Origin of the sequence: Haloferula sp. A504, assembly GCF_044385805.1 — a bacterium.
GTDB lineage: Bacteria > Verrucomicrobiota > Verrucomicrobiia > Verrucomicrobiales > Akkermansiaceae > Haloferula.
In genome coordinates this window covers 32143-57891 of the sequence record NZ_JBISBU010000024.1, presented here as the reverse complement: position 1 = coordinate 57891, position 25749 = coordinate 32143, and the positions used below count along the sequence as shown (strand labels likewise).

Sequence of the window (25749 nt, the reverse complement as noted above, 5' to 3'; positions counted from 1 at the left end):
ATGCGGACCTCGAACCAACACAAACACCATGGGAAAAATCGGAATCGGACTGAATCTGGAAGCGGTGCGCACCTCGCACAAAAACTTTGAATGGGGCGTCGAGTTCGCCGCCGACCTCGGCTACGAGTACATCGAGCCGATGGTGCACTGGGGCCGCGAACTGCTGAGTGAGGCGCGGTATTTCCACAGTGTGTCGATGCTCGACGATCCCTACCGGATCAAGGACTGCGTCGAGAAGCACGGCATCAAGCTTTCCGCCTTTTCCTCCCACAGCCAGGCCTCGAAGCCCGAGATCGCGGTCGAGTATCTCAAGCAGGCCGCCCGCTTCGCCAAGGAGGCCGGCGCGCCCATCATCAACACCCACGAGGGCCACAAGCAGCCGTGGACCACCGCCGAGGAGGACTTCGTGCTGATCAAGTATTCGCTCACCGAGGCCCTCAAGGTCTGCGAGCGCCGCGGCATCAAGATCGGCTTCGAGATGCACCAGACCTATTCGCTCGACCCCGACCTTTATGACAAGTGCCTCAACCTGGTCGACTCGCCCAACCTCGGGGCGAACTACGACACCGGCAACGCCCACCTCGGCGGCCACGACGCCGTCGAGTGGTTCGACCGGGTGAAGGACAAGGTCATCCACGTCCACGCCAAGGACATCTCGATCGAGCAGTCCGATGCCGAGCGCGGCAAGGTCATGGGCACGGCCGTCGGCTGCGCCTGTGGCGACGGGGTGGTCGATTACCCGGCGATCTTCGAAATCTGTAGGGACCTGCCCCAGGACATCGTATTCAGCGTCGAATGCGAAACCCTCGAGCAGGCCGAACGCAGCGTGAAGTATCTCAAGGAAATCCGCGGCTGATCGTGATCTTTGCCGCCTCGAGCATCGAACTCTGAACATTCCACACCCAAGCCCATGAAACGCCGATCCTTCCTCACCTCGACCGTGGCCACCGGCGCGGCACTGACCATTCTGCCCTCCCGGTCGTGGGGTAAGAGCTCGAAGAATGGAACCCTCCAGCTGGCCCAGATCGGCTGCGGGCGGATGGGCCGCGGCGACATGCAGAACGCCATGAGCATGGGGTCCAAGGAGGGACTGAATGCGCGGGTGATCGCCTGCTGCGATGTCGATTCCGCCCGTGCGGCCTCGGCCGGCGAGGTGGTGAAGAAGTTCTACGGCGGCAAGGGGGAGTCCGAGGTCGAGGTCGCCATCTACACCGACTACCGCGAGCTCCTCGAGCGCGACGACATCGACGGCCTCGTCATCTCCACACCGGAGAACTGGCATGCGCTGGTCGGGATCGCCGCCGCCGGGGCCGGCAAGCATATGTACATCCAGAAGCCGCTGACCTACTCGATTCCGGAGGGGCAGGCCCTGGTCAAGGCGGTGCGCGCGAACAAGGTGGTGCTGCAAACCGGTTCGCAGCAGCGGTCCGACATCCGCTTTCGGCAGGTCTGCACGATCATCCGCAACAACTGGCTGGGCAAGCTGAAGAAGATCGAGGTCGAGGTCCCCACCGACCGGGGTGAAGCCCATGGCGAACCGGGCAAGCCTCCCGCCAACCTGAACTACGACATGTGGCTCGGCCCGTGTCCGGACGTTCCCTACATCGAGGCCAGGGTGCATCCGCAGAACGGCTTCGGTCGTCCGGGCTGGTTGCAGGTCCAGCGCTACTGCCTGGGCATGATCACCGGCTGGGGTTCCCACATGTACGACATCGCCCAGTGGGCCAACGGCAGCGATGTCGACAGCGGCCCGACCGAGATCCAGGCCACGGGCGAGTTTCCCGATCGCGGGCTCTTCGATGTCCACGTCGGCTATCAGGGCGACGCGCTCTACGACAACGGTGTGGTCCTGACCTCGAGGAACGGCAGCCCGGGGGTGAAATTCATCACCGAGGATGGCTGGGCCTACTGCTCACGCGGCAAGATGGACTGCAGCGACAAGGAACTGCTGCGACGCCAGCCGACCGACGGGGAAACCAAGCTCTACACCTCGCAGAACCACATGGGCGACTTCCTTTCGTCCGCCCGGGACGGCAGTGATCCGATCTGTCCGGTCGAGGTCGGGCACCGCTCCAACTCGGTCTGCGTGCTCCATCACCTGTCGATGAAGCTCGACGGCCGCAAGCTGAAGTGGGATCCGGTGAAGGAACAGATCATCGGCGACGACGAGGCCAACGCCAAACTGCAGGTCCCCATGCGCAAGCCTTATGAGATCTGAACGCATCATCGCGGCTTGGTTCGCCCTGCTGCTGGTCGGCGGGGTTTCGGCACCCGTTGCCGATGCCCAGAAAATCCCGGCCTTCGAGCTCGACGAGGCCTGGAAAGAGAAGGTCGCCGCCGTGGCGCCGGAGAAGCCGCAGGTCGCACCGAAGCAGGCGCGCAAGGTGCTGATCTTCTCGTTGGCCACCGGCTTCAAGCACTGGTGCATCCCGCACACCGAGGCGGTGATCGAGATCCTCGGCAAGCGGAGCGGTGCCTACGAATCGGTCGCCAGCGTCGACATCGAGGTGTTCCGGCCGGAGCGCCTGCGGGCCTTCGATGCGGTGGTGCTCAACAACAACTGCCCGACCGGCAAGAAGCGCGACCTGTTCTACGACGTGCTGGTGCAGAAGATCGGCGACGCCGGGAAGAAGTATGAGGCCATGCCCGCCGACGAGCGGGAGGAACTCGCCCGCATGCTCTACCGCAGTCTTGTCGACTACGTCGAAAAGGGTGGCGGCCTGGTGCTGATGCACGGTGCGATCGCCAACTTCGCCTACTCCGAGGAGTTCAGTGAGCTCGCCGGCGGGAGCTTCTCCTACCACCCGCCGCAGCAGGAGGTCACCCTGCATCCCTGCTGTCCCGACCATCCGATGCTCAAACCCTTCGGCGGCAAGCCCTTCGTCCATGTCGACGAGCCCTACGTCATGGGCGGAGCCTACGAGAAGTTCAACTTCGCTCCCATGCTCGAACTGGACACCGAGGGAATCAAGGTGGGCAAGGACCGGGGCTTCCACGACCAGCCCCGCTACGTCTCGTGGATCAAGCCCCACAAGCAGGGCCGGGTGTTCTTTTCCTCGCCCTCGCACAACGCCCAGAGCTTCGAACGCCCGGAGTTGCTCCGCTACCTGCTCAACGGCATGCAGTACGCGACCGGCGATCTCGAGTGCGATGACTCACCGCTGAAGCGGTGAAGCGGGGGCAGTGGCCGGGCCTTCCAGGCCCGTAGCCCCCCCGAATCAACCCTTTTGACTCCGGGCCTGGAAGGCCCGGTCACCCCTCTCACGGAATCTCGATGTCGCCTTCGAAGACGAAGTCGGCCGGGCCGGTGAGGGTGACCTTGCGGAACTGCCGCTCGCCAGCCTGCTCGAAGCCGATCTCGAGGGTCTCGCCGCCTTTTACGTCCACCTTGATTGGCGAGGGATCGCCGCTGCGGAGGTGGTGGAAGAGCGCGCTGGCCACCATCCCGGTGCCGCAGGCGAGGGTCTCGTCCTCGACCCCGCGTTCGTAGGTGCGGATGGCGATGTGGCCGGGCTTGAGCACCTGGACGAAGTTGGCGTTGGTGCCGTTCGGGGCGAAACGCTCGTGGTGCCGGATGGCACGGCCGTGGGTGACGACGTCGGTGCTTTCAAGGTCGTCGACGAAGGCGACCACATGCGGGACGCCGGTGTTGACGTAGCGCAGGGTGCCATCGAGGCCGGGGACCTTGGCGCCGCTGTCCATTTCCAAGTCGACCGGATCGGACATCGCGATGCGGATGTTCTCATCGACCATTTCCGCGGCCAGGGTGCCGGCGATGGTCTCGAAGGTGACCCGCTCGGGGACCTCCTCCATCAGCGCGGCGGTGAAGCGGCCGAAGCAGCGCGCGCCGTTGCCGCACATCTCGGCCTCGCCGCCGTCGGCATTGTAGTAGCGGAACTTGAAGTCGGCCCCGTCTTCGGCGGGCTCGACCGCGAGCAGGCCGTCGGCGCCGACACCGCGGTGGCGGTCGCAGAGCAGTGCGATCCGTTCGCGGGTCAGTTCCAGCGAGAGGTCGCGGTTGTCGACAACGACGAAGTCGTTGCCGGCGCCGTTCATCTTGTAGAAGTGGATGAGCATGGGTCGAAGTTCCAAGTGAGAAGTTCCAAGTTCCAGGTGATCAGACCGACTTCGTCGCGGCGATGAGGGGGGTGACGAGGCTGCGGACCACCTCGGCGGCGCGGTCGGGGTGGAGTTCGATCTGCTTGACGATGGCCGAGCCCACGATGACCCCGTCTCCGGCCTCGGCCACCATGGCGGCCTGCTCGGGGGTGTTGATTCCGAAGCCGACGCAGACGGGCGTGTCGGTGTGGGCGGTGATGCGGGCGACCTGCCCGGCGATCTGGTCGGAAGGGCCGCCGTGGGCGCCGGTGACGCCGGTCCGCGAGAGGGCGTAGATGAAACCCTCCGAACCGTCGGCGAGCAACTTGACCCGGTCGTCCGGGGTGTTTGGCGAGATCAGGCGGATGTGGCGCAGACCCTCACCACGGGCCAGCTCGGTATTTCGCGCCGCCTCGTCGGGCGGCAGGTCGAGCAGCAGGATCCCATCGGCACCGGCGGCCGAGGCGTCGGTGTGGAAGCGCTCGTAGCCGTAGGTGAAGACCGGGTTGAGGTAGGTGAAGAGGACGATGGGCGTGTCGTGGGTCTCGCGGAAGGCACGGATCAGGTCGAGCACGCGGGGGGTGCTCATGCCGGCCTTCAGCGCCCGTTCGGCGGCCATCTGGTTGACGATGCCGTCGGCCAGCGGGTCGGAGAAGGGGACGCCCAGCTCGATCACATCGGATCCGGCGTCGGCGAGGGTCTTGATGACCTCCAGCGAAGCCTCAAACGACGGGTCGCCGGCGGCCACGTAGGCGACGAAGGCCTTCTCGCCCTTGGCGCGCAGCTGCTGGAATGTGGAGTCGATGCGATTCATGAGACGGGCCTGTCGATACGGCCTGATCGGCATCTTGGCAACCGCGGGGAAACGCGAGCTTCCCGGGGCTTGTGAAAACTTTCACAAACCGCTTGAGGGTCGGCGGGGGGCGCGCCAACGTCCGCCGAGCTGCCATGGTGTCCGATTCGAAAACCGTCGCCCACGCCGCCTTCGATTCCCGGGTCGAGGGCAACGTGATCTTTACCCGCGTCGATGCCGCCATCAACTGGATGCGGAAGAACTCGTTGTGGCCGATGCCGATGGGCCTCGCCTGCTGCGCGATCGAGTTGATGGCCACCGGGGCCGCGCGTTTCGACATTTCGCGCTTCGGCATGGAGGTCATGCGTTTTTCCCCGCGCCAGGCGGACGTGATGATCGTCTCCGGCACCGTGACCTACAAGATGGCGCTCGCCGTGAAGCGGATCTGGGACCAGATGCCGGAGCCGAAGTGGTGCATCGCCATGGGGGCTTGTGCCTCGAGCGGCGGCATGTATCGCAGCTACGCGGTGCTGCAGGGCATCGACAACCTGATCCCGGTGGATGTCTACATTTCCGGCTGTCCGCCCCGGCCCGAGGCCCTGATCCAGGGCCTGCTCAAGCTGCAGTCGCAGATCGAGGGTGATCCGGCGATCGAGAACCAGAAGAAGGAGTTTTTCGAGGAGCTTTCCTCCTGACCGTCATGTCTGCTGCAGCCCAGGATTCCGAGGCCATCAAGGCGAAGTTCGGCGACGCGGTGGTCGACACCGTGGCCTTCCGCGGGGAGCACACCTGCGAAGTCTCGCTGTCGGCGCTCAAGGACGTGCTCCAGCATGCCCGGGACGAGCTGGGCTACGATTTCCTCCTCGATATCTCCAGCCTCGACCATTTCGGGAAGGATCCGCGGTTCGAGATGGTCTACGAACTGGCGACCGTCGACGATTCCAAGCATCTCCGGATCCGGGCCAAGGTCGGCGAGGACGAAAAGGTGCCGAGCGTGGTGTCGATCTGGGCGGGTGCCGATTGGCATGAGCGGGAGGTTTACGACATGATGGGCATCGGCTTCGAGGATCATCCTGACCTGCGCCGCATCCTCATGTGGGAGGGCTATCCCTTCCATCCGCTGAGGAAGGACTTTCCGCTGGCCGGCCGTCCAAGCGAGATGCCGGATGTGGCCTTTACCGGGGTGGCTCCGCTGGAAGGCGGTCCCTTCGTGACCAGCCCGGGTGCCGGGAATCCCGTGACCCGGGAGCCGCGCTCGCGCGAAATCGACTGATTTCCGAATTTTCCAAGACCGCGCGGCCATGCAACTTCCCCGGGGAATGCGTGGACACGGGCCGAATTGGAGGGACGTCGGCGATGATCTGGCCGCGGCCCGCGCGACCTTGTCGCTGGTGGGCGTTCTGGTGGCGATCCAGATCGTGCTCGCGGCCCTTGGTGGAGTCGACCGGGTGCCCCAGCTCTACCTGGACCTGGGCCTCAGCCGGAACGGGCTGGCTCATGGCAAGGTCTGGGAGCTTGCCACCTACGGGCTGATCCACGCCAACTGGCTGCATCTGGCGCTGAACTCCGCGGCCCTCCTGGCGCTGGGTCCGAGGCTCGAGCGGATCGGGGGCTTGAGGCTGTGGGGGTGGCTCATGCTCGGCGGTTTGCTGGCAGGGGGAGGCCTGCACCTGCTTGCCGATGGCGGCGGTGACCGTCCGCTGGTCGGGGCCTCCGGCTGCGTTTTCGCCGCGGTGCTGTGGCTGACCGGTGTGTCGCCGGGGTCGAGGATGTGGCCGGTGCCGGTGTCGGGGAAAAGCCTGGGGATCGGAATGCTGCTCGCGTCGGGGGGGCTGATGCTGGTCAACCCGGCACTCGGGCTGCCGGTGCTGTCCGACTGGGGGCGTGCGCTGGCGTCGGCACTGGGCGATTCACTCTTCGAGGTCTCGCACGCCTGCCACTTTGGCGGTGGGTTGATCGGGTGGATGGCTGCCCGTTGGACGCTCCGACCGCCGGTGACGCTGGAGAAACTCCAGCGCGACCGGCGGCGGCGTGAGAAGGCTTGATCAGCGGCGGCGGCTCAGCTGCTGCATCTGCTGACGGAGAAACTGGGAGGCTTGTTGCTGTCGGGTGATGCCGCGGTCCGAGTTCGAACTCGGCTGCCGGGCGGCATTCGTCCGGGGCGGCTGATTGCGGGTCGCCGGGGTCCGGCCGACGTTCACCGGCTGATTGAAGCCCGGGCGCGGACGGGCGTTCTGGTTCTGCCAGGAGTTCCCTCCGCGGCCTTGTCCGAAGGAATTCGGCGGGACGGGTTGGCGGCCCGGGCGGATTTCCGGTTGGCGGCCACCGCGTTGGTTCCAGTTCTGGAATTGGTTCCCGTCGTTCCATCCCCGGTTCTGCACACCGGGCGTGCGCGGAATCGGGCGGTTCTGGACGACTTGACCCTGGTGGCCACGGCGGGGTTGCTGGTTCTGGACGATCTGCCCACGCTGGCCACCGCGCGAGTGGTAGTTTTCCGCGGCCCGGATCCGGTTGTTGCGCCAGTTCTGGTTGTGGGCACCGCCGCCGTGGCGGACGTTGCGTGCCCAATCATAGTTGCTGGAGCGCAGGTGACCCAAGCGGTCGCTGTGACGGTTGATGTAGCCCGAATGCACGTTGCGGGGCGGCGGGCATTTTCCGCGGCCGTTCCAGCCGTAGGGGTGGGGCACGCCGACCACCACGGGAGGGCAGTAGCCACGGGGATAGTAGCCGCCGACCCAGGGATCGTAGTAGCAGTGGCGGGTCCGGTCGTAGTAGCAGCGGATCGTCGAGTCGTAGAGCCAGCGGTCGCTGTTGGTGTAGATGAACGAGGTGCTCCCGCCGTTGCTGAAACCGTAGGAGCTGGAATAGCCATAATCGTAGGCACCGTAGTAGCAGGAAGTCGCCAATCCGAGGCAGCCGACGGCCAGCAGGATTCTGAAAGCATTTCTCATGGTGTGGATGAAACGGGTGGGCGGGCGGCTTTATTCACCGAATCGGCAACGACGGTGTCTGGGGCGGGGATTGACATGCCTCCGGACCCTCCGTTTGCTGACGGGTGCTCCCCGTCATGCAAGATTCCATCCTCGTTACCGGTGGTGCCGGCTACATCGGCTCGCACACCGTCCGCCTCCTCGCCAGCCAGGGCTTCCGGATCGTTGTTCTCGACAATCTGGTGTTCGGACACGAGGGCGCGATCGTGGATGAAGGTGTCGAGTTGGTCCGTGGCGACGTCGGCGACAAGAAGCTGCTCGAGAAGCTTTTCTCCGAGCACGGGTTCTCGGCAGTGGTACATTTTGCCGCCTACGCCTACGTCGGCGAGTCGGTCACCGATCCGCTCAAGTACTACCGCAACAACACGGCGGAACCGCTGACCCTGCTCGAGGTGATGCAGGCCCACGGCTGCCGGAGCTTCGTCTTTTCCTCCACCTGCGCGACCTACGGCGTCCCCGAATCGGTGCCGATCCGGGAAACCAACCCCCAGGATCCGATCAATCCCTACGGGCGCAGCAAGCTGATGGTCGAGTGGATCCTGCGCGACTGTGAGCACGCCTGGGGCCTGAAGAGTGCCTGCCTGCGCTACTTCAACGCCAGCGGTTCCTCCGAAGACGGGAAGATCGGCGAGGACCACGATCCGGAGACCCACCTCATCCCCCGGGTGCTGATGGCACTGACCGGGGAAATCCCGCACGTGGATGTCTTCGGCACCGACTATCCGACCCCCGACGGGACCTGCATCCGCGACTACATTCACGTCGACGACCTGGCCGATGCCCATTTCAGAGCACTGGAGCACCTGATGAAGGGCGGCGATTCCGTCCGCTGCAACCTCGGCACCGGCGTCGGCGTCTCGGTGAAGGAAATCATTCAGGCCGCCGAGGAGGTCACGGGAAGGAAGGTGCCGGTGAAGTACGGGGAGCGTCGCGCGGGCGATCCGCCGGCCCTGCTCGCCGATCCGTGGTTGGCCAAGGAAGTGCTAGGCTGGGAGGCCCGGCGCAAAGACGTCCGCGACATGGTGCGGACCGCCTGGAAGTGGATGAATGGTCCCAACCACGGTCGATTTGATGCCTAGTCCCCGCGTATCCGCCATGTATTGACATTCCTCCTTGCCCCGGACCCGGCCATGAGCTTTCTTTCTCCAAACCCCGTGCCAATGAAACTTCGTCGACACTCTCTTTCCGGCTTCACGCTGGTCGAACTGCTGGTGGTCATCCTGATCATCAGCGTTTTGCTCACCATTGGAACGGTTGCCTTGAACGGGGCCGGCGGCAAGGGGGTCACCACGGCCACCGCCACGACCGAGGCCCTTTTCGATGAAGCGCGCTCGATCGCGATCGGCAAGGGTGCGAGTTCGCGACTTTTGATCGATGCGGACGACCCATCGTCTCCGAACTACCTCCGCCGGCTCGTGATTGTCGGCGAGATCCTCGACGACGAGGGGAACTCGACCGAACCCAAGCAGTGGGAGGTGGTCGGTCGCGGCTACACGCTGCCCGACCGGGTGTTTTTCAGCAAGGAGTTCAGTCGCAAGGATCACGAGAGCGGGTCCGGTGAAATCGAAACCTTCGACCTGACCGGGCAGCGCATCTCCGCGGCCTATCAGGGCACCTATTACTTCTACGAGTTCAACAGCGAGGGGATCTGCACCACCGGACTGACCGACGACGGTTACGTCGGGCCCAGCTTCGTCGTCGGGGCGGGAGTCCGGCAGCCGGGGGACGAGGATCCCCGGACCACGGGCGATGCGAAGCGTGACTTCGGCGGCTTCGTGATCTGGCGCAACGGCTCGACCTCGGTTTTCCGGGATCCCAAGCAGATCCTCGGCGGAGAAACCAATCCCAAATTCTTCTGATCCATCCATGAAGCGGACCACTCATTCCCACTCCCGCGGCGGTTTCACCCTGATGGAAACCGTGATCGCCATCGGCGTTCTCGCGGTTCTTCTCACGGCCTTCCTCGCGGTCTTCACACCCGCTGCGCAGGGCATTCGCAAGGCGATCAGTGCCGAGGATGCGGATCGCCTGGCCTTCGCGCTCGAGCGCGAGTTGGTCACGGTGGGCGATGCCGACGGCGACTACGCGACCGGCTTCGACAAGGCCTTCGAATGGATCGCCGATGCGGACGAAGACCCGCTGCTGATCTATCAGTTCCGGGCGGATCCCTCGAATCCCGAGCAGCCGGTCGTCGCCATCGATGGCGTGGCGGGCGAGGATTTCATCGTCGTGCCGGTGGTCCGGAGGGCGAGCAACATCGCGGCCGCCGCCGATGAGCTGAAAGCCTTGGAGGGAAGGATTTTCGCCGTGTTGATCGACCAGTTGGTATTCGACGGCGGAGAACTGGTCGCCCGTGACCTGCCGGGCAGCGGCCAGCTCCGCGAGCCCGGCAATGCCGATGGCACGCACGACAGTGCCGCGACCTACCCCGAGGCCTACATCGCCTTTTCCGCCTCGTTCTATCGTGTGCCCAACTCCAGCGTTGGATACATTCAAGGTGACAAGCTGAAGGAGAAGCTCGATGAATGGAAGGCCGGCAGCGCCTCCCCGATTTTCTCCCGCAACCTTGCGGTCCGCCGATAAAACCCCGTTCAACCCATGAGGAATTCAAACCACAGCCAACGCGCCACAGGCTTCACGCTGATCGAACTCATGGTGGCGATGGGAATCACCGCCATCATCATCACCGTGCTGGTGAGCATCACCGGCATCGCCACCGATACCTGGACGCGCAGCCGCGACGAGATCCGGGCATCCCGCCAGGCCAAGGTGATGCTCGACACGATGGCCCGCGATCTGGAGTCGCTGGTCGTGCGCCGCGGCAATGATTTCGAATGGCTGCACGCGAAGCTCGAAACAGGGGGCAACCTGCCGCCGGTTTCCAGTGGGGGCGGGAACTCGTCCGAGGCCATCGGCCTGACCTTCCTGACCGCCGCCACCGACCGCTATCTCGGCCAGGTCGGCGAGGAATTTCCGGAGAATGCGGGCGACGTTTCCTGTGCTTCCTATCGGCTTCGCTATCAGGACCCGATCGAGGGCGGGGCCGACGACCGGACTTCGACCTTCGTCCTCTACCGTCTGCTCGTGAACCCGGACGAGGCCTTTGTCGATCTGCTCGGGCAGCCCGATCTCGACGCCGCCTTCGACAAATACGAGGGCAACATCGATGACCAGGAGAACTTCATCTGCGAGAACGTCCACCAGTTTTCGATGGCGTTCCATGTCGAGGTGACGAGGACGGCCGACGACGGCTCGAACGAGTTGAGAACGGCACGCATCGTCCTTGGCAGTGCCGCGGGTAACGGTGATTTCCGGGTCACGGGGCGGGGGATTCAAACCACGCTTGATGCGGAAGGCTTCACCCCGCAGGAAATCCAAGCCGGACGGCTCCGGGCGGTCGAGATCAGCATGTCGGTCCTTTCCGACGGTGGCATCGCCCGGATGAACGCACGCGATGGTCTCGATCAGAAGGACTACGCCCGCAACGCGTACCACTACACGCGGATGATCGAGTTGCCGGGGATGTGACTTTCTGAGCTCACGGTTCTTCGCGCAGATTCTCGATCGCATCGGCCATGTCGCCGCGGGTGACCTCGGTCGAGACAAAGGCATCGCCCGCCGCCCGCAGCAGCACGAAGCGGATGCGGCCCGAGGAAAACTTCTTGTCCCGTGCCGCCCGGTCGAGGACGACCTCGCTCTCGACCGCCGGGCCGAGCGTGAGCGGCAGTCCGAAGTGCCTGAGCAGCGACAGGATCCGTGAGCTGTCCTGCGGATCCAGGCCGGCCCGGCGTTCGCTGAGGAAAAGGGCGGCCCGCAGCCCCAGCGAAATGGCCTCGCCGTGGAGCAGTTGTCCGTAGGGGACGGCGGCCTCGATGCCGTGGCCGATGGTGTGGCCGAAGTTCAGCAACGCCCGGGTGCCGGAGGTCTCGTGTTCGTCCTCCTCGACGATGCGCGCCTTGATCGAGATGTTGCGGGCGATCAGGTCGGCGGGCACGTCGGTGGAAGCCGGGTCGAGCGCGGCGATGTCATCGAGCATCCGGGCATCGCGGATGGCGGCGTGCTTGATGACCTCGGCGAAGCCTTCGCGGAATTCCCGGGAGGGCAGCGTGCCGAGCGTGTCGGGATCGACGACCACCAAGCGGGGTTGATGAAAGGCACCGACGAGGTTCTTTCCCTGGGGAAGATTGATGCCGGTCTTGCCTCCGACCGAGGAATCGACCTGCGAAACAATGGTCGTCGGGATCTGCACGAAGGGGATGCCGCGGTAGAACGAGGCGGCCACGAACCCGGCGAGGTCGCCGACCACGCCTCCTCCCAGGGCGATCACCGCAGAGGAGCGGTCGTGCCCGGCGGCGGCCAGCGCGCCACAGAGTTCGGCGGTCGTGGCGAAGGATTTCGACGCCTCGCCCGCCGCCACGGAGTGGGTGGTGGACTCGAGGCCGGCCTGCGCCAGTGAGGCGGCCAGCGGCTCGAGGTGATGGCGGGCGACGTTGTCGTCGGTGATCACCGCAAACTTCCGGCCGATGCCGAGTGCGGCGATTCGTTCGCCGGCGCGGGCAAGCGCACCGTTTTCCACGAGGACGTGGTAACTGCGGTCGGCGAGATCGACGGTGACGTCGGGCATGCGGGAAGAAACCAAGATCCTCGTTCCCGACGCGAGAGAAAAGAACGGGCGGAGTTCAGCGTTCCGGGCGGGTCCAGGAGTGCTGGCCGGGTTGCAGGAGCACCGCCAGGGGTTGACGGTCGAGATCCAGCGCGTCGACCAGATGGCGCAGCAGGACCAGCGAAGCGGTCGCATCGAAGAGCGCGTCGTGCCAGCGCCGGTCCGGAACCATCGCCTCGATTTCCCCGGACAGTTCGCAGAAGTCGCACAGCTCGGACAGCCCGTGGGAGGGATGGTCCGGCCATGCCGCGCGGGCCAGCAGCAGGGTGTCGACCCAGGGACCGAAGCCGTGGCCGGGGAAGGCGCGCAAGAAACGCTTTTCGGTTCCCTTGCCGTGGGCGACCACCACGGCACCGCCGAGACGCTGCTTGAGCGTGGGCCACAGTTCCTGCAGGCGTGGCGCGCCAACCAGGTCCTCGTCCCGGATGCCGTGGACCTTGCGGGCGCTCCAGGACACCGGTCGGTCGCAGGCCAGATAGGAGTCGAAGAGCTCGCCCGGTTCGTTTTCCGGCTGCCACGAGGCCAGCCCGATCTGGACGGGCACGTCGGTCTTGCCGCGCGCCGCCCCGGCCGACTCGAAATCGATCGCCGTGAAACGCAGCTCGCGGATGGGGGTTTCGGGGTCCAACGGCGGCCAGCGAAGCGTGATTTCGCCCCGGGGGAAAGACCGATCCCGATCCAACCGGGGCTTGCCAAGCTCCCGCAGCTTGAGAATGGTCGCGACGAGGATGTCGGAGCGAAGAACGCCATGGTGGCTGTGGCCGAACCTGTTGAGCCTCGATGCCCCCCTGGTGGCCGTCGCCTGGCTCTACATGTTCGCGCGTGCCTGGCAGGTGAACTACCTCGAGTGGCAGGCCTACCTCGCGCTCGGCCTCGGGGTGTGGGTCATTTACGTCTGCGACCGCATGCTCGATCTGCGGGTGCGCGACCCGGGCGATCCGCTGCTGGCGGAGCGCCACGAGTTTCATGCGCGTCACCGGGTGTTCTTCCTCGCCGGCGTGGTGGTGGCTGTTGCTGCGGTCCTCTGGTTCGTTTTCAAGGCCCTGCCGGTCGAACTCCTGATCTCCTATTCGGGGCCGGCCGTGGGCCTGGTGGTGGCCTTCTTCCTGTTTGTCATCGGTACCCGCCCGACCGGCGAGGTGCCCTACCTGCGGAATGCCATCGCCGGCCTCGCGTTTGCCTACGGCACCGCGATGATGGCCCACACCCGCGTGCCCTCGCAGGGCATGATGTCGATGGTGCTGTCGCGCGAAATGATCGGCTTTGCAATCCTCTGCGTCCTCAACATCACCGCGATCCATCTCTGGGAGCACTCGCGGCGGTCCGACGATCCGGAGGTCAAGGCAGCCGACGAGATGAGCCTCACGCTGCCGCTCACGCTGCTGGCGGGAAGCGCGCTCCTTTTCGCCTACTTCGACAACCCCGACATGTTCGGGCGTGGGGTCGATGGCGAAAGCCTCCCGGCGCGGCCGTTTTTCTATGCGATCCTGATCTCGACGGCCCTGCTGCAGATTCTCAACCGGACCCGACATCGCTTCTCGCTCGATTTGCTCAGGGTGCTCGCCGATGCCGCGCTGCTGGCACCCTTGCCGCTGTTCTTCCTGTTGTAGGAAAATGGATCGGGCTTGCGGGCATTTCGGCCGCTCCATACGCTTTCCTTCCTCATGACGAAGGCATTTGCAGTCCGTCGCCCGGCGATCCTCATCCTCGGGGCCCCGGGGGCGGGGAAGGGAACCCAGGGGAAGATTCTCGGAGCCATCCCCCGGTTCTTCCATTGCGCCTGCGGCGACATCTTCCGTTCGATGGACACCCGCACGGCGATCGGCCGGCGCTTCGTCGAATACTCGAGCCGCGGCGAACTCGTGCCGGACGAGCTGACGGTGGAACTCTGGAAGTCGCAGGTCGAAAACTGGGCCGAATCCCACCTCTACAAGCCCGATATTGATTTTCTCGTCCTCGACGGCATTCCGCGCAACGTCCGCCAGGCGGAAATCATCGCCGACTTTCTGCAGGTTCATCAGGTCTTCCACCTGACCTGTCCTGACCGGGGCGAGCTCGCCCGCCGCATGCGCAAGCGGGCCCTCAAGGAGAACCGCATCGATGATGCTTCCGATACGGTGATCGCCCAGCGGATCGAAACCTATGACGCCGAGACCCGTCCGCTTCTCGACCACTATCCGGACGAGATCATCACCGTGGTCGACGCCATGCGCCCGCCGGTCGAGGTGCTGGGCGACATCATCCGGCGCATCGTGGCACTGCCGGCGTATCAGGAAATGGGCAAGGAGGTCGTCTGATGGCACGCATCGTCTTCCTCGGCACCGGCGACATTGCCCTGCCGACCTTTCGCTGGCTTCTGGTGTCATCGACGCCCCCGATCGCCCTCGTCACCCAGCCGGACCGACCGGCCGGCCGGCACCGCGAGCTGAAAGCTCCGGCGATCAAGTTGCTGGCCGAGGATGCCGGCGTCGCGGTGCTGCAACCCGAGAAGGTCCGCGATCCCGCGGCGCTCGAGGCCCTCGAGGCGCTCCAGCCCGACCTCATCGTCGTGATGGCCTACGGTCAGATTCTGCCCCAGCGGCTTCTCGACATGGCCCCGCTGGGCTGCGTGAACCTTCATGCGTCCCTCCTGCCGAAATACCGGGGAGCCGCCTGCATCCAGGCCGCGCTCGATGCCGGTGATGCGGAGACGGGCATGACCCTGATGCACGTCATCCGCCAGCTCGACGCCGGGGATGTGATTCTCTCGAAACGAATCCCGATCGGAGCCCGGGACACGGGGGGCAGCCTCCACGACCGCTTGGCGGAGGCGGGGGTCGAAGCGCTGGCGGAGGGGCTTCCGCTGTTGCTGGATGGAAGCGCCCCTCGCACGCCCCAGGATGAACTGGGCGAGTCGAGCCACATCCCGAAGCTCGGCAGGGACGATGGGAGGATCGACTGGAGTTGGCCGGCGGCGCGGATCGAGCGCCGGCTCCGCGCCTACGATCCGTGGCCGGGTTGTTCGACCTCATTCAACGGCCGGCGGCTGAAGATTTTCCCCTTCGCTGAAGTGATCGAAGGCGAAGGGAACCCGGGCGAGGTCCGCGAGATCGACGGCAGGGTGGCGGTGGCCTGCGGCGACGGTGCACTCACGCTCGACGAGGTGCAGCCCGACGGCTCCCGCCGAATGTCGGCCCTCGACTGGTGGCGGGGTCAGCGCCTCGACGTCGCGACCTTTGACTCCTGAGCCGGGCCGCGAGATTCAGCAAAAAGCCCGGGGGCGAATGAACTCGCAACCCGGGCTTTCTGAAACGGGGCAAGGTTAGTTCTCCGTCACCCGCAGGCGTCCGAACAGCGCGCCGCTCGTGGATTCAAGCGTGGTCGGAATCTTGACGGTCACCGTGTCGTTCGGGCTGCCCGTCGCCACCACCACCTGAACTCCATCGGCGAGGTGAGGCGCTGTCGTGCTGGTGGCGGGGATGAGAAGCTGGGTCCAGCCACCGAGGTCGTTGCCGTGCTCGACATACAATTTGGCGGCTCCCAGGTTTCCGGCTCTCTGGAACTGGAGAGCGAGGAAGCCGGGTTCCGTGGCGGCGGCCGGGAGCAGGGCGAGCGCGTCGGCCTGGGGATCCGCGGCACCGAGTGCGAAGGCGAGGCCATTGGCGACGCCGTCGCCGTTGGTGTCGGTCTCGAAGTCCAAGCCGCCCGACCAGGTTTGGTAGGCGGTCTCCGCCGGGTCGATGAGGGCGATCGTCGTCGAACCGGTGTGGCCCGCTCCGTCATCGACGGTGAAGGTCAGATCGCTGCCCGCCACGGTGGGAGTCACGCTGACGCCGCTCAGCACGCCGTCGACGAAATTGGCGGAGGTGCCCGAGAACCCACCCGTCCCGCCGAAGGTCACCGTGCCGGTGAAGTCGGTGACGGTGGCATCGGATACATCCTGCGCGGTAATGGTGATTCCGGTGATAGGCACTCCCACGGTCTGCGGCGAGGTGATCGCGGAGATCGTGAAGTGATCGACCGGGCCGGGGCCGCCGGGGCCGGCGATGCTCACCTGCACGTTGTCGATGATGGCATCACCTGTCCTGTTGTAGAAACGGAGGCCGATGTCCTGGCCGAGAAGGCCGGGAAGCCATGTTGTGCCACCGCCTCCATCCGCGCCATTCTTGTAGACCGGATCGCCCACCGTGTAGGAGAACGAGAAGGTCTGATAGGAAGAGGTCGTGGCATCTGCCTGGTTCAGTCGTGCAAGAACCGCACTCGTGCCGGCGTACTCGTTCCGGAAGTCGTTGTAGAGGCCGCCGTCATAGAGGACAAGGGCTGCCTTGATGTCGTCTCCTCCGGTTTGACCATCCGTTACCGCATCGAACTGGACCGTGATGGTCGTTCCGCTCGCCAGGGCACCGATCGTGTCGGCAGCGGAAGAGACGCCGGTGTTGGAGGAATAACGGCCTGCATAGGCCTGGGTTCCCGTGGGGTCCGTAAAGTTGGCTCCACCACTCTCGGACTCGTCCACCAGACCGCTCTGGCTGCTCTTGTACCCTTGATTGGAACGAACCCACAATGTCGTGTTCACTTGAGTGCTCGTGTTGGGCACCGTGTAGGTGCTGACATCCGGCGTGGTGCCGGCACCCAGCAGGGAGGTCGCATTGGATCCGGAGTCCGTCGGCTCGAAGTTGTCCTGGAACACGACATTTGGCGGCGGCGGCGCGGGAGTGGAGAAGAACCATGTCACATCGTCGCCGATGCCCGCGTAGCTGTTGCCGACGAGGTCGTCGATAGCGGTGGCGTCGATCCGCACCGCGTAGTCCTTGCCCCCGACGAGGTCGGCGGTGGGATTGATGGTCAACACCGCGCCGGAAACCGTGACCTGGGATCCGTCGGTGACGTCGATCACGACATCGCCGGACGGGCCGTCGGTCAGGTTCCTGAGGGTGATGTTGCCGCTGCCGACGGTGATCGGCTCGCTGAAGGTGGCCTCGAGGTCGCCGTCCACCAGAATGCTCGTGTCGTTCGCGGGATCGGTGGAGGACAGCGTTGGATCGGTCGTGTCGGGAGTGGCGGTGGTGAAGCGCCATTCGGTGTCGACGAGGATTCCGGCGAAGCTGTTGCCGGCGAGGTCGTCGATGGCCGTGTCGGCGATCAGGACCGCATACTCCTTGCTGGTCGCGAGGCTGGCCGTCGGATTGATGGTCAGGGTGCTGCCTGAAAGCCAGACCTGGGTGGCATCGTTGGCGTCGATGACCACGTCCCCGGAGTTGTCGATCGGGTGGAGCGTGATGTTGCCGGTGCCAATGGTGACCGGTTCATTGAAGTTGATAACGATGTTGGCTCCTGCCGAGACGTCCGTCTCGCCGATTTCGGGGCTGCGCCCGATGATGACCGGCGGGATTTCGTCGGGTCCGGCGGAGGCTTCGAGCAGGTCGATCATTGCCCGGCCGAGGGCGTCGCCGACTAGCATGTAGGTTTCCGCGTTCCCGTTGTAGTGGCTGTTTGAGGCTCCCCCCTGGCTGAGCGGGTGGGCATAGACCGTCTTCACATTGTTCTGATATTCCGGGTAGTTTCCGGCATCTCCGTCCACGGCCATTTGGGCATCAAAGATGGCTACATCGCTGGCCGGACTCGTATCGCCTGCGGCTGTCTGGCCGAGCGTGGCAAGAACGAAGGGCGCGTTGACGGGAACCTTGCCGGGGTAGCGGTTCGAGTAATAGCTGCGGAGATTGTTGATCAGGTTGACGAGGTTCTGTTCGTAGCGGGTAGCGTGGCCCATGTCGCCCCGGTCCTTGTCGCCTTGCCACCAGACGAATCCGGCAATCTCGAAATCGCGGCCCTCGAATGGCTTGCCGGCACCGCCATATTTGCCATTCCAGTCGTCCAGGATGTCGACCACGTTGGTTTCGGCGTCGTGAGGATGAGCCCATTCGCTTTCATCCCTGAAATAGCGATCCCATTCGTAGCCCGCATACCAACCACCGGTCACCCAGGGTGCCGGTGTATCGCCGATCGGCCACTTGAGCTGGGCATCACCGAATCCCGCATAAGTATTGGGAGAATAGTCATACTGGACACTGCCCTGGGGAAGGATGTCCCAACCTAGGCTGCGGTTGCCGATGCTTGATTTGAGCACGAGAACGGCTTCATCGTGATACCATCCCATGATGTGGCCGAAACCCAGTTCGGGGCCGAGCTTGTCGCCGGGTCCGGGGCCATCTCCGGCTCCTTGGCCGGCAGTGAGGGGTCCGTTGGCTGTGGCGGAAATCACGCCCCGATAGAGGACATCCTGGCGTTCGGTCCAATTGTTGGAGCCGTCGAGCAGGTTCGGGAACTTGTTCTCGATCTTGGTGATGGTTTCCAAGGTTCCTGCCGTGCCCAAGGGACCGACGTTCCCAATACCAACCATGTTGGACTGGCCGGAGCAGATGTAAACCTTGACCGGCAGTGAAGGATTTCCGGTCGAGCCGTCCGGGTCGGGCAGGGGGTAAGGGACGAAGGGCTTGTCGGTGTCGTCAAACGGGTTGGTGAATGAGGCGTAGACCTCATAGTAGTCACCGGCGCCGTCGGAGTCGGTATCGGAAAGGTAAGGGTCGGTGCCGGTATTGGTTTTGTCGACCAAGGTGCCGGTATTGGTTTCCGCACCGTCCAGCAGGCCGTCCTTGTCCCAGTCGTTGTCGGTCGGATTGGTGCCGGTGTCCGAGGACACGGTTGCCGGAGGTGTCGCGGGCACCCAGGTGCCGGTATTGGTTTCCACACCGTCACTCAAGCCATCGGCGTCGGTGTCGGCCAACAGCGGGTTGGTCGGCGGACGCAAGCCGGCGGTTCCGTTGATTTCGGCTCCGTCGAGGAGCGTGTCGTCGTCGGTGTCGTTGTCGTTTGCCTTGGTGCCGTATTGGTATTCCTCCGCGTTGGTCAGACCGTCAACGTCGGGGTCCGCAGTATCGTCAATCACGTTAGGGTCGGTCCCGTTGGCGAGTTCCCATGAATCGGGGAGTCCGTCTCCATCGGTGTCGGCAACGGTAAAGAAAAACACGTCGCCGGTCACCGGAGTGCCATCGGGGTCGCCGTCAGGGTAGGAATCGACGCGCCAGTAGTAGGTATCGGCCTGGGGAGCGTTGACGATGGTCGAACTCGCAATCTGGCCGTCAAGCACCGGCGCCAGGGAGCCCGGGTCAGTGCCGAAAAGCACATCGACGTAGGTGTCGCCGGTATTGGGCGGCATGTTGGTCCAACTCAGCGTGACATTGCCGCCGGCGGCGAGATCTTCGCCACTAGCGGGATTCGGGTTGAGGTCGTGGCCGGTAATCAGGCGGATGTTGTCATAGAGAACGCTGTTGGTGGATTTGACGAGCCGGATGCCGACGTCCTTGCCAAGGTGGGCGTTTGCGCCATCCGGGGTGAAGGTGAGGCTGCCGGTCGCGGACATGTCGTCGGTCGTCACAGCACCGGTGGCGCTGGCGAGAACCGTGCCGGGGAGAGGCGTGCCATTGACGTCCGCGCGGTCATCCCCCGGAGAGAATGCCACGAGTTCCACCTTGTAGTTGCCGCTGGCGGTGCTGGCGGTGACCGCGGTATTGAAGGTCACGGAGTAGGTGACATCAGCGGTGAGTGCGCCGATCACGCCTTCGGCGGTCGTTAGGCCGGAGTTGGTGTAGTTGAGGTAGTAGGCCTGATTGCCATAGGGCGTGGTGAATGGCGGCGTGGCGGGCCACACGACGGTTTCGTTGTAGAGGCCCCGGTTGGAGGAACCGAAGCCGTCGGTGGCGCCGATCCAGTTGCCGCCGGAGGGCACGGTGTTGTCGTCGAAGCCGGAGACGACCGGAATCTCGAAACTTTCCGAAAAAACGACCCCGGCGTGGAGCGGGGTCATGGCGATGGCGAGGCCGAGAATGGCGGTGCCTAGGACGGATGGTGCGGGTTTTGGATTCATTTGTGGTTCGAGGAATATTTGGCGAAGCGGCCCGGTGGCAGATGATCGCAGCGGACCAGATTCCGTAATGGCCTCGTGCCTTGGTAAATAGGCCCGAGGGGTCGAAAGTTACGGATTTTCCGATGAGTTCCCTACCCGGTGGCCTTGGTCCCCGAGCATGATGCGGCGGCGCATGGCCAGCGCGGAGGATTGGCGGGGATATTCTCCTCCTGCCTGTCTCACTGAGTAGGCCACTTCATAGGACAAATGGCTGTTCAACCTCTAGGGGGCACTACATTTTGGTGCTTGTGCAAGTGTAGGCAGTACTCACCCGGTAAATGTCCATGAGATCGGACGCGTCGGTGTCTCGCCAAGGGAAACCGTGTCAGGGCGATGGCTGCTGTACAACCCGGAAAAAATACTTGGGCAAAGTACTGTCAATCGTCCAACTCGGGTTGGGATCAAGGATCTGCTGAGGCTCTGTAATGTCTTCCCAATCTGTAAGATCCGAGCTGGACTGCAGTTTCATGTACATCCCCCGAATCACATCGGCTTGGACGATAAACTGCCCTCCATTCCTGATCGACTTCGCACGGATCGGCTGCGCAAGAATGGTTCCATCATAATATTTTTCAGCCAGTCTCATCGCCCTGATTCCAGCCGTGGAACCCATGATTCGGCCGGGGCCATCATCAGCGGGGACATGAATACCACCATAGAGCCGTGAAATTCCCGCCTCATCCGCCGCGTCATAGTAGGTCGCCCATTCCAGGGTGACATCCGTCGAGGGCCCGTATTCAAATTCCAGACTTCCGGCCTTCTTGGTGTAACTTCCCAGCCCGCCGGGAAAATAGGGAGTGCCGGTGAAGTAGGCGAGCACCTCGGCAGCTGCCCGGCTGAATGTGCTGTGGCCCGACACGTAGCCGGCGAATGCCGGAGTGACAAAGGTATCCCGTTGATACGGCAGCCAGTCCACCCCCAGGATCCACTCACTTCCGGAATACTCAGTCACCGGATCAGCGGGCTCTCCTCCCCAGGCATAAATGGCGGTGTCACCAATGGATGCGTCACCGGCGACCAGTGCCGCGTGACGCTCACCGGGGGCGGAGGATTCGGCGGTGATTTTTTCCACGAGGCCGGCCACTTCGGGCAAAATCCCGCTGCCACTCATGTGGCGGATCGCACTGATTGGTCGGATATAGTCGTAATATCGCTTGCATCCCCATGCAGCGACCGCTGAGTCGTGCAGCGCGGCGTTGAGTGCAAAATACAATTTTACATCCCACTCAAGCTCATCCAGCACCGGCCCCTGTCCCCTGAATCTCTTGTCGGCAAGCGGATGGTCGGCGACTTGGTTGGCCAGTTTGTTCCAATGCCCTGGCGGCGTCTCGGATTCCGGTCCGTCTGCCCAGAATTCGGCAATCACTCGGCCGTAATCAGCCCGTTTGACCCATTGTTCTTGGTAAGGTTCACCGGTGACCGGATTGGGAGCCGTCCCATGCCCGGTGCCATCATTGGCCCCCAGGGAGTTGAGCCCCTTCGACTTCGGGGAAATATCGATCATCACCCCGTCATCCGGATCCAGCCAACTGCTGAACCGGATGACGTCCAGATTGCCCTGCTTGTATGCCGTGTCTCCCTGGCCCCCCAACTGCGGCGGCAGGCCGGGATCAAGGTGGATCGGCGATTCATTCGCGAGGGCAAACGGCCGGACCCACCCCCAGTGAGAACCAACAAAGACCTGGGTAGTGCTGGTGGTCAGTCCGTTCTGGGTAAATGCCCGAGTGAAGCGAAGCGGCTGCCACCTGTTGGGGTCAGCCAGCGTGGTGCCGGAGAGTTCGATCCGCATCGGGGCATTGACAGGCTCGTATGACGGGTCGTCGTAAAAGGTGTCTTCCCGCGATCCGTCACTCTCCCCCCAGGCGAGCACTGCCGCAGCCACCCGGTTGCCGACGGCGGCGGGGCTGTCCCCGGTCAATGTCGTCGTGGCAGTGGGATATCCCAGTGCCGCCATTCTCGCATCGAACAGGACCAGCGATGTTGAAGCGTTGACCGACTTGGAATACCGGTGATGAAGAACCCGGTAGGCAGCGTAGCTGATGGCCTCGTGACGCGCCGCCTCCACGTCGACCGGGCTCTGCTCCTCACGGTGAATGTAGCCGACCGCCGTGGGATCGTAGGCAGCCCACGCATCCCACATCGCCACGGAAACGTGAAACAGGTTGCGCGCATGCACGGCCGGGTCCGGGAAGTCCATGCGAATCGATTGCAGCAGTTCCTCGTTCCACAGGCGTGCAATGCTCGGCACCGGGGCGCCGGTGTTATTCACCTCCACCGGGTGGCGCTCGGCCCACAGCAGTTCGGTCTCACTTGAGTCGGCATACACGCTGGCGACCACGGAATGCGCACCGGGTGTGGTAAACTGGATGGTTGCCGGATTGGCGTAATCGACCCCCAGGTAACTCCAGACCACCACCGCACCGGCGGGCAGGTCAGCCCCGCGAATCTCGAACTCCACGGATTCGGCGGGATCGACCTGAGTGGATGTCACGGAGGCCTTCGGCGAGTGGATGACGATTTCCTGGTTGACCGCCACATGGTCCCGCCAGACTTCCCGGCCACCGGGAAAAGCAGCACGGACCTGTTGAAATTCCGTCTGCGCCCCGGCACCGAAGTGGGCAATCCGGTAGGGACCGTGGCCGTTGTAATTGCTCGAGGCGTTGATCTCGCGCATCTGGTTCTTGCCGGGCAAGCTGCAGTGGAGCCGGACCCCCATGCCATGGGAGTGGTAGGGAGCTGCCCCGGCCACCCTCACCTTGAGCCAATTCCCGGCGGGCGCGGTGTCGTTGCGCAGCAGAACAGGCTGCCCGGGCGAGATGGTGAACTGTCCGCCGGGAAGGGGGTTGAGGACGTTGTTGTTGACGATGAACAGGTCGAGATCCCCGTCATTGTCATAGTCGAAAGAAACCACACACCTGCCCTGACCCGTATCCGCCGCATCACCCGATGAGGCGGCCACCTCGGAAAACACCATTGAACCGTTGTTTTCAAACAACACCGAGGGAGTTCCCGCATAGGGTTCATCCACGATGTAGGCAGGCCAGCCATTGACATGGTACAAGTCCTCGTCGCCGTCATTGTCGAAATCCCCGAAAACCGCCCCCCAGCCCCAGTGGCCATCGCGAACCCCCGCCTGCGTCGTCGCGTCGACAAATTCTCCGCCGCCGACATTGCGGAGGAACCGGTTGCCGCTCGTCCCCGTGCCTGTGTACTGGATCACCGAGGGATCGACATTTTCGTCACGAATGGCGGTCATGAAGATATCCAGGTCCCCGTCGTTGTCTGGGTCGCCGGTGGCCACTCCCATGCCGTTTTCAATGTCACTGGATCCGCCCGGCAGGAAGATGCCGCTGCCATTGTTGAAAAACCATTCGGTTTGACTGAAATCCGCCACTTGCAGCAAATCCACCCAGCCATCCCCGTTGAGATCGGCAAAATGGGGCACGTAGTTCCAACTTCCGGGGATCGTTTGGTAGGCCACAAAACTGCCAGCCCCCTGGTTGCGGTAGATGGTGATGTCCCCCTCTTGGAAGAGGTCACCGCCACCCTCGTTGTTCCACGCTCCAATGGCCAGGTCGAGCAAGCCATCGCCGTTGGTGTCGGCCCAACTGGCACTGGAATTCCTCATCACGGGATTGGGGAATTGTGTCGTGTCCAGCGCGAAATGACCGGTGCCGTCATTGGTGAGCAACAAGTGGAAACCGGCGACGGCGTTGACCACCAACAAATCGACATCACCATCCGAGTCATAGTCGGCCCCGCAGGTCGCGGTGTGCCTGCCAGTTTGTCCCACGCCGCGACTGACCGCCTCCTCCACGAACGTTCCATCCCCTTGGTTGATGTAGAGCATGTTGGGGCTCAATCCGCCCTGCAGCACAAACAGGTCGACCCAGCCGTCGCCATTGAAATCCTCCGCCACCGCACCCCCCGTCATCACCGGGTGCTCCGGGTCCGTGTCCAGATTGGCGGGATCCTGATCAAACACATGGTCGATGCCGGCCGCCAGTGTGACATTCGTGAATTCCAGGGCATTGGCGGGTGGGCCCATCAACAACCCATTCAGCACTAGCAAGACGGGTCGGAAGATCTTCACGTTCTGTCAAAAGCTAGGATGTCCGCGAGTGGCTACCGTGCGTCCTGGCGGTCGTTGCCATCGCAAGGTGGAACTCGTGCGCTGGAGGCGGAAAAATAAAAAATCGCCACAGCTTTTCAAGCCGTGGCGATTGGTGGTGAAGGCATCTACCGACTCAGATTATCGACGGCGGCGGCGCAGCAGCATCAGGCAGCCAATACCACCGAGAAGAGCAGCGGAGGGCTCGGGAATGGCGACAAAATCAACGCTGACGTTGTCAATGTTGCCGGTGGTTGTGGCACCGTCCAGGCGGAGTGCCACGTCTTGCCCGGCTGTGGTCTCAGTCCCATCGGAGATGTAGGTGAAGGTCACCGTGGTGGAGGTGGCAGTCGAATTGCTGAAGGCTTGGGAATCGTTATCAGTTCCACCTGACGAGAATTCCCAGGCAGGAGTGCCAGCATTGTATTCACCATCCACCCGTGCGAGAAGGGCGCTGAAGTCGGAGGTGGCACCGGAGGCCGCGTCGCGCCGGTCGGCATCGTCCGCAGTGGCGAAGGTCCCCAAATACACGCTGAACGGGCTGGCATTACCGTTGTCGAACAACACATCAAAGCTGATGGTGTAGGTGCCCGCAGCCAAGTTGCCGATCTGTCCGTCGGTGGTGGTAAGCCCGCTGTTCGTGTAGCGGAAGCTGTAAACCGTGTTGGTTCCGACCAAATTCAGCCCGGACTGGGATGCATTGAAACCGGTATTTGCGGCAACCCAGCCAGTGGGAGTAGGAGGATACTGGTCGTAGGTGGCAACCGTATTGTCGTCGGCGTTCCCGTAACCTTCAAAGTCTTCGGTAAACACGACAGCCGCCGATGCGGCTCCGGCAAGTCCGAGTGCGATGGTGGGAGTCAGGAGTTGTTTCACAATACGGGGAAGGGGCGGTTGGAGTTGGACGGATCGATGCATCTCGCTACTGAATAGGCTCCGTGAAGAAAGGTTACGCAGAAACGTGTTTTTTTTTTGAGCCTGGCACGGTTCACGACACCCAGGTGCGCAACTGGAAGCACCTCAAGTTCTTCGAGCATCAGATACTGCTCGGGGCCCGGGTTCCACGCATTCTCGGCAAGGGTGGCAGGGTCGAGACCGCTGAGGTGCCGTGGGTCGGGCCGAACAGGAGTCTCCTTTCTCATTGCGGCCTTC

21 protein-coding genes are annotated in these 25749 nt (G+C 63.6%); 13 read left to right on the top strand and 8 right to left on the bottom strand.

Annotation, left to right across the window (positions count from 1 at the left end; all coding sequences use genetic code 11):
• Window positions 1–28 precede the first annotated feature (28 nt).
• The 3 genes from ACG2LG_RS12780 to ACG2LG_RS12770 are packed head-to-tail and all read left to right on the top strand — an operon-like array spanning window position 29 to window position 3173.
• Entirely contained in the window at window positions 29–856 is an 828-nt protein-coding gene (locus tag ACG2LG_RS12780; protein ID WP_396259553.1) for a sugar phosphate isomerase/epimerase family protein, read from the top strand.
• A 54-nt stretch (window positions 857–910) separates the two neighbouring features.
• Window positions 911–2218, top strand: coding sequence for a Gfo/Idh/MocA family protein (locus ACG2LG_RS12775; RefSeq protein ID WP_396259551.1), 1308 nt, complete (start codon window positions 911–913; stop codon window positions 2216–2218).
• Complete coding sequence (locus tag ACG2LG_RS12770) at window positions 2208–3173, top strand: ThuA domain-containing protein (RefSeq protein WP_396259549.1); 966 nt, start codon at window positions 2208–2210, stop codon at window positions 3171–3173. The genes ACG2LG_RS12775 and ACG2LG_RS12770 overlap by 11 nt, the downstream gene beginning before the upstream one ends.
• Before the next feature lie 88 nt (window positions 3174–3261).
• Here ACG2LG_RS12770 and dapF read toward each other — a convergent pair whose 3' ends face one another.
• Both dapF and trpA read right to left on the bottom strand, forming a co-directional pair.
• Window positions 3262–4077, bottom strand: coding sequence for a diaminopimelate epimerase (gene dapF, locus ACG2LG_RS12765; protein ID WP_396259548.1), 816 nt, complete (start codon window positions 4075–4077; stop codon window positions 3262–3264).
• Between the two features lie 40 nt (window positions 4078–4117).
• The gene (gene trpA, locus ACG2LG_RS12760) at window positions 4118–4912 is read right to left on the bottom strand and encodes a tryptophan synthase subunit alpha (protein WP_396259546.1); all 795 of its coding nucleotides are present in this window, start codon (window positions 4910–4912) and stop codon (window positions 4118–4120) included.
• Window positions 4913–5046: 134 nt separating this feature from the next.
• On the opposite strand from trpA, the gene nuoB reads away from it, so the two are divergent.
• Genes nuoB through ACG2LG_RS12745 form a run of 3 tightly spaced genes read left to right on the top strand, consistent with a single transcriptional unit; the run spans window position 5047 to window position 6936 of the window.
• Entirely contained in the window at window positions 5047–5586 is a 540-nt protein-coding gene (gene nuoB, locus ACG2LG_RS12755) for an NADH-quinone oxidoreductase subunit NuoB (RefSeq protein ID WP_396259582.1), read from the top strand.
• Between the two features lie 5 nt (window positions 5587–5591).
• On the top strand, window positions 5592–6164 hold the full coding sequence (locus ACG2LG_RS12750) for an NADH-quinone oxidoreductase subunit C (RefSeq protein WP_396259544.1): 573 nt from the start codon (window positions 5592–5594) through the stop codon (window positions 6162–6164).
• A 46-nt stretch (window positions 6165–6210) separates the two neighbouring features.
• Entirely contained in the window at window positions 6211–6936 is a 726-nt protein-coding gene (locus tag ACG2LG_RS12745) for a rhomboid family intramembrane serine protease (protein WP_396259543.1), read from the top strand.
• On the opposite strand, the gene ACG2LG_RS12740 is transcribed toward ACG2LG_RS12745, so the two are convergent.
• Window positions 6937–7842, bottom strand: coding sequence for a hypothetical protein (locus tag ACG2LG_RS12740; protein ID WP_396259541.1), 906 nt, complete (start codon window positions 7840–7842; stop codon window positions 6937–6939). It abuts the gene before it with no gap.
• A gap of 116 nt (window positions 7843–7958) precedes the next feature.
• On the opposite strand from ACG2LG_RS12740, the gene galE reads away from it, so the two are divergent.
• From galE to ACG2LG_RS12720, 4 genes are all read left to right on the top strand, one after another.
• Window positions 7959–8960: a UDP-glucose 4-epimerase GalE gene (galE, locus tag ACG2LG_RS12735; RefSeq protein WP_396259539.1), complete on the top strand. Its 1002-nt coding sequence runs from the start codon at window positions 7959–7961 to the stop codon at window positions 8958–8960.
• Between the two features lie 81 nt (window positions 8961–9041).
• Window positions 9042–9740 (top strand): Tfp pilus assembly protein FimT/FimU, encoded by a 699-nt coding sequence (locus ACG2LG_RS12730; RefSeq protein ID WP_396259538.1) that lies wholly within the window; start codon window positions 9042–9044, stop codon window positions 9738–9740.
• 7 nt (window positions 9741–9747) lie between these two features.
• Entirely contained in the window at window positions 9748–10464 is a 717-nt protein-coding gene (locus tag ACG2LG_RS12725; RefSeq protein ID WP_396259536.1) for a prepilin-type N-terminal cleavage/methylation domain-containing protein, read from the top strand.
• A gap of 15 nt (window positions 10465–10479) precedes the next feature.
• On the top strand, window positions 10480–11409 hold the full coding sequence (locus ACG2LG_RS12720; RefSeq protein ID WP_396259534.1) for a type II secretion system protein J: 930 nt from the start codon (window positions 10480–10482) through the stop codon (window positions 11407–11409).
• A gap of 10 nt (window positions 11410–11419) precedes the next feature.
• Here the strand turns inward: ACG2LG_RS12720 and aroB are convergent, their stop codons facing one another.
• On the bottom strand, window positions 11420–12505 hold the full coding sequence (gene aroB, locus ACG2LG_RS12715; protein WP_396259533.1) for a 3-dehydroquinate synthase: 1086 nt from the start codon (window positions 12503–12505) through the stop codon (window positions 11420–11422).
• A gap of 55 nt (window positions 12506–12560) precedes the next feature.
• Window positions 12561–13172 carry an exonuclease domain-containing protein gene (locus ACG2LG_RS12710; protein ID WP_396259531.1) on the bottom strand — a complete coding sequence of 204 codons (612 nt, stop codon included), beginning with the start codon at window positions 13170–13172 and terminating at the stop codon, window positions 12561–12563.
• A gap of 100 nt (window positions 13173–13272) precedes the next feature.
• On the opposite strand from ACG2LG_RS12710, the gene ACG2LG_RS12705 reads away from it, so the two are divergent.
• The 3 genes from ACG2LG_RS12705 to fmt are packed head-to-tail and all read left to right on the top strand — an operon-like array spanning window position 13273 to window position 15770.
• Window positions 13273–14154 (top strand): hypothetical protein, encoded by an 882-nt coding sequence (locus tag ACG2LG_RS12705; RefSeq protein WP_396259530.1) that lies wholly within the window; start codon window positions 13273–13275, stop codon window positions 14152–14154.
• Window positions 14155–14208: 54 nt separating this feature from the next.
• Complete coding sequence (locus ACG2LG_RS12700; RefSeq protein ID WP_396259528.1) at window positions 14209–14841, top strand: adenylate kinase family protein; 633 nt, start codon at window positions 14209–14211, stop codon at window positions 14839–14841.
• Complete coding sequence (gene fmt, locus ACG2LG_RS12695; RefSeq protein WP_396259526.1) at window positions 14841–15770, top strand: methionyl-tRNA formyltransferase; 930 nt, start codon at window positions 14841–14843, stop codon at window positions 15768–15770. Before ACG2LG_RS12700 ends, fmt begins: the two co-directional genes overlap by 1 nt.
• Window positions 15771–15845: 75 nt before the next feature.
• Here the strand turns inward: fmt and ACG2LG_RS12690 are convergent, their stop codons facing one another.
• From ACG2LG_RS12690 to ACG2LG_RS12680, 3 genes are all read right to left on the bottom strand, one after another.
• Entirely contained in the window at window positions 15846–20447 is a 4602-nt protein-coding gene (locus ACG2LG_RS12690) for an Ig-like domain-containing protein (RefSeq protein ID WP_396259525.1), read from the bottom strand.
• 364 nt (window positions 20448–20811) lie between these two features.
• A complete protein-coding gene (locus tag ACG2LG_RS12685; RefSeq protein ID WP_396259523.1) occupies window positions 20812–24579 on the bottom strand; it encodes an FG-GAP-like repeat-containing protein in 3768 nt (1255 codons plus the stop codon).
• Window positions 24580–24738: 159 nt separating this feature from the next.
• Entirely contained in the window at window positions 24739–25473 is a 735-nt protein-coding gene (locus ACG2LG_RS12680; protein ID WP_396259521.1) for a hypothetical protein, read from the bottom strand.
• Window positions 25474–25749 lie beyond the last annotated feature (276 nt).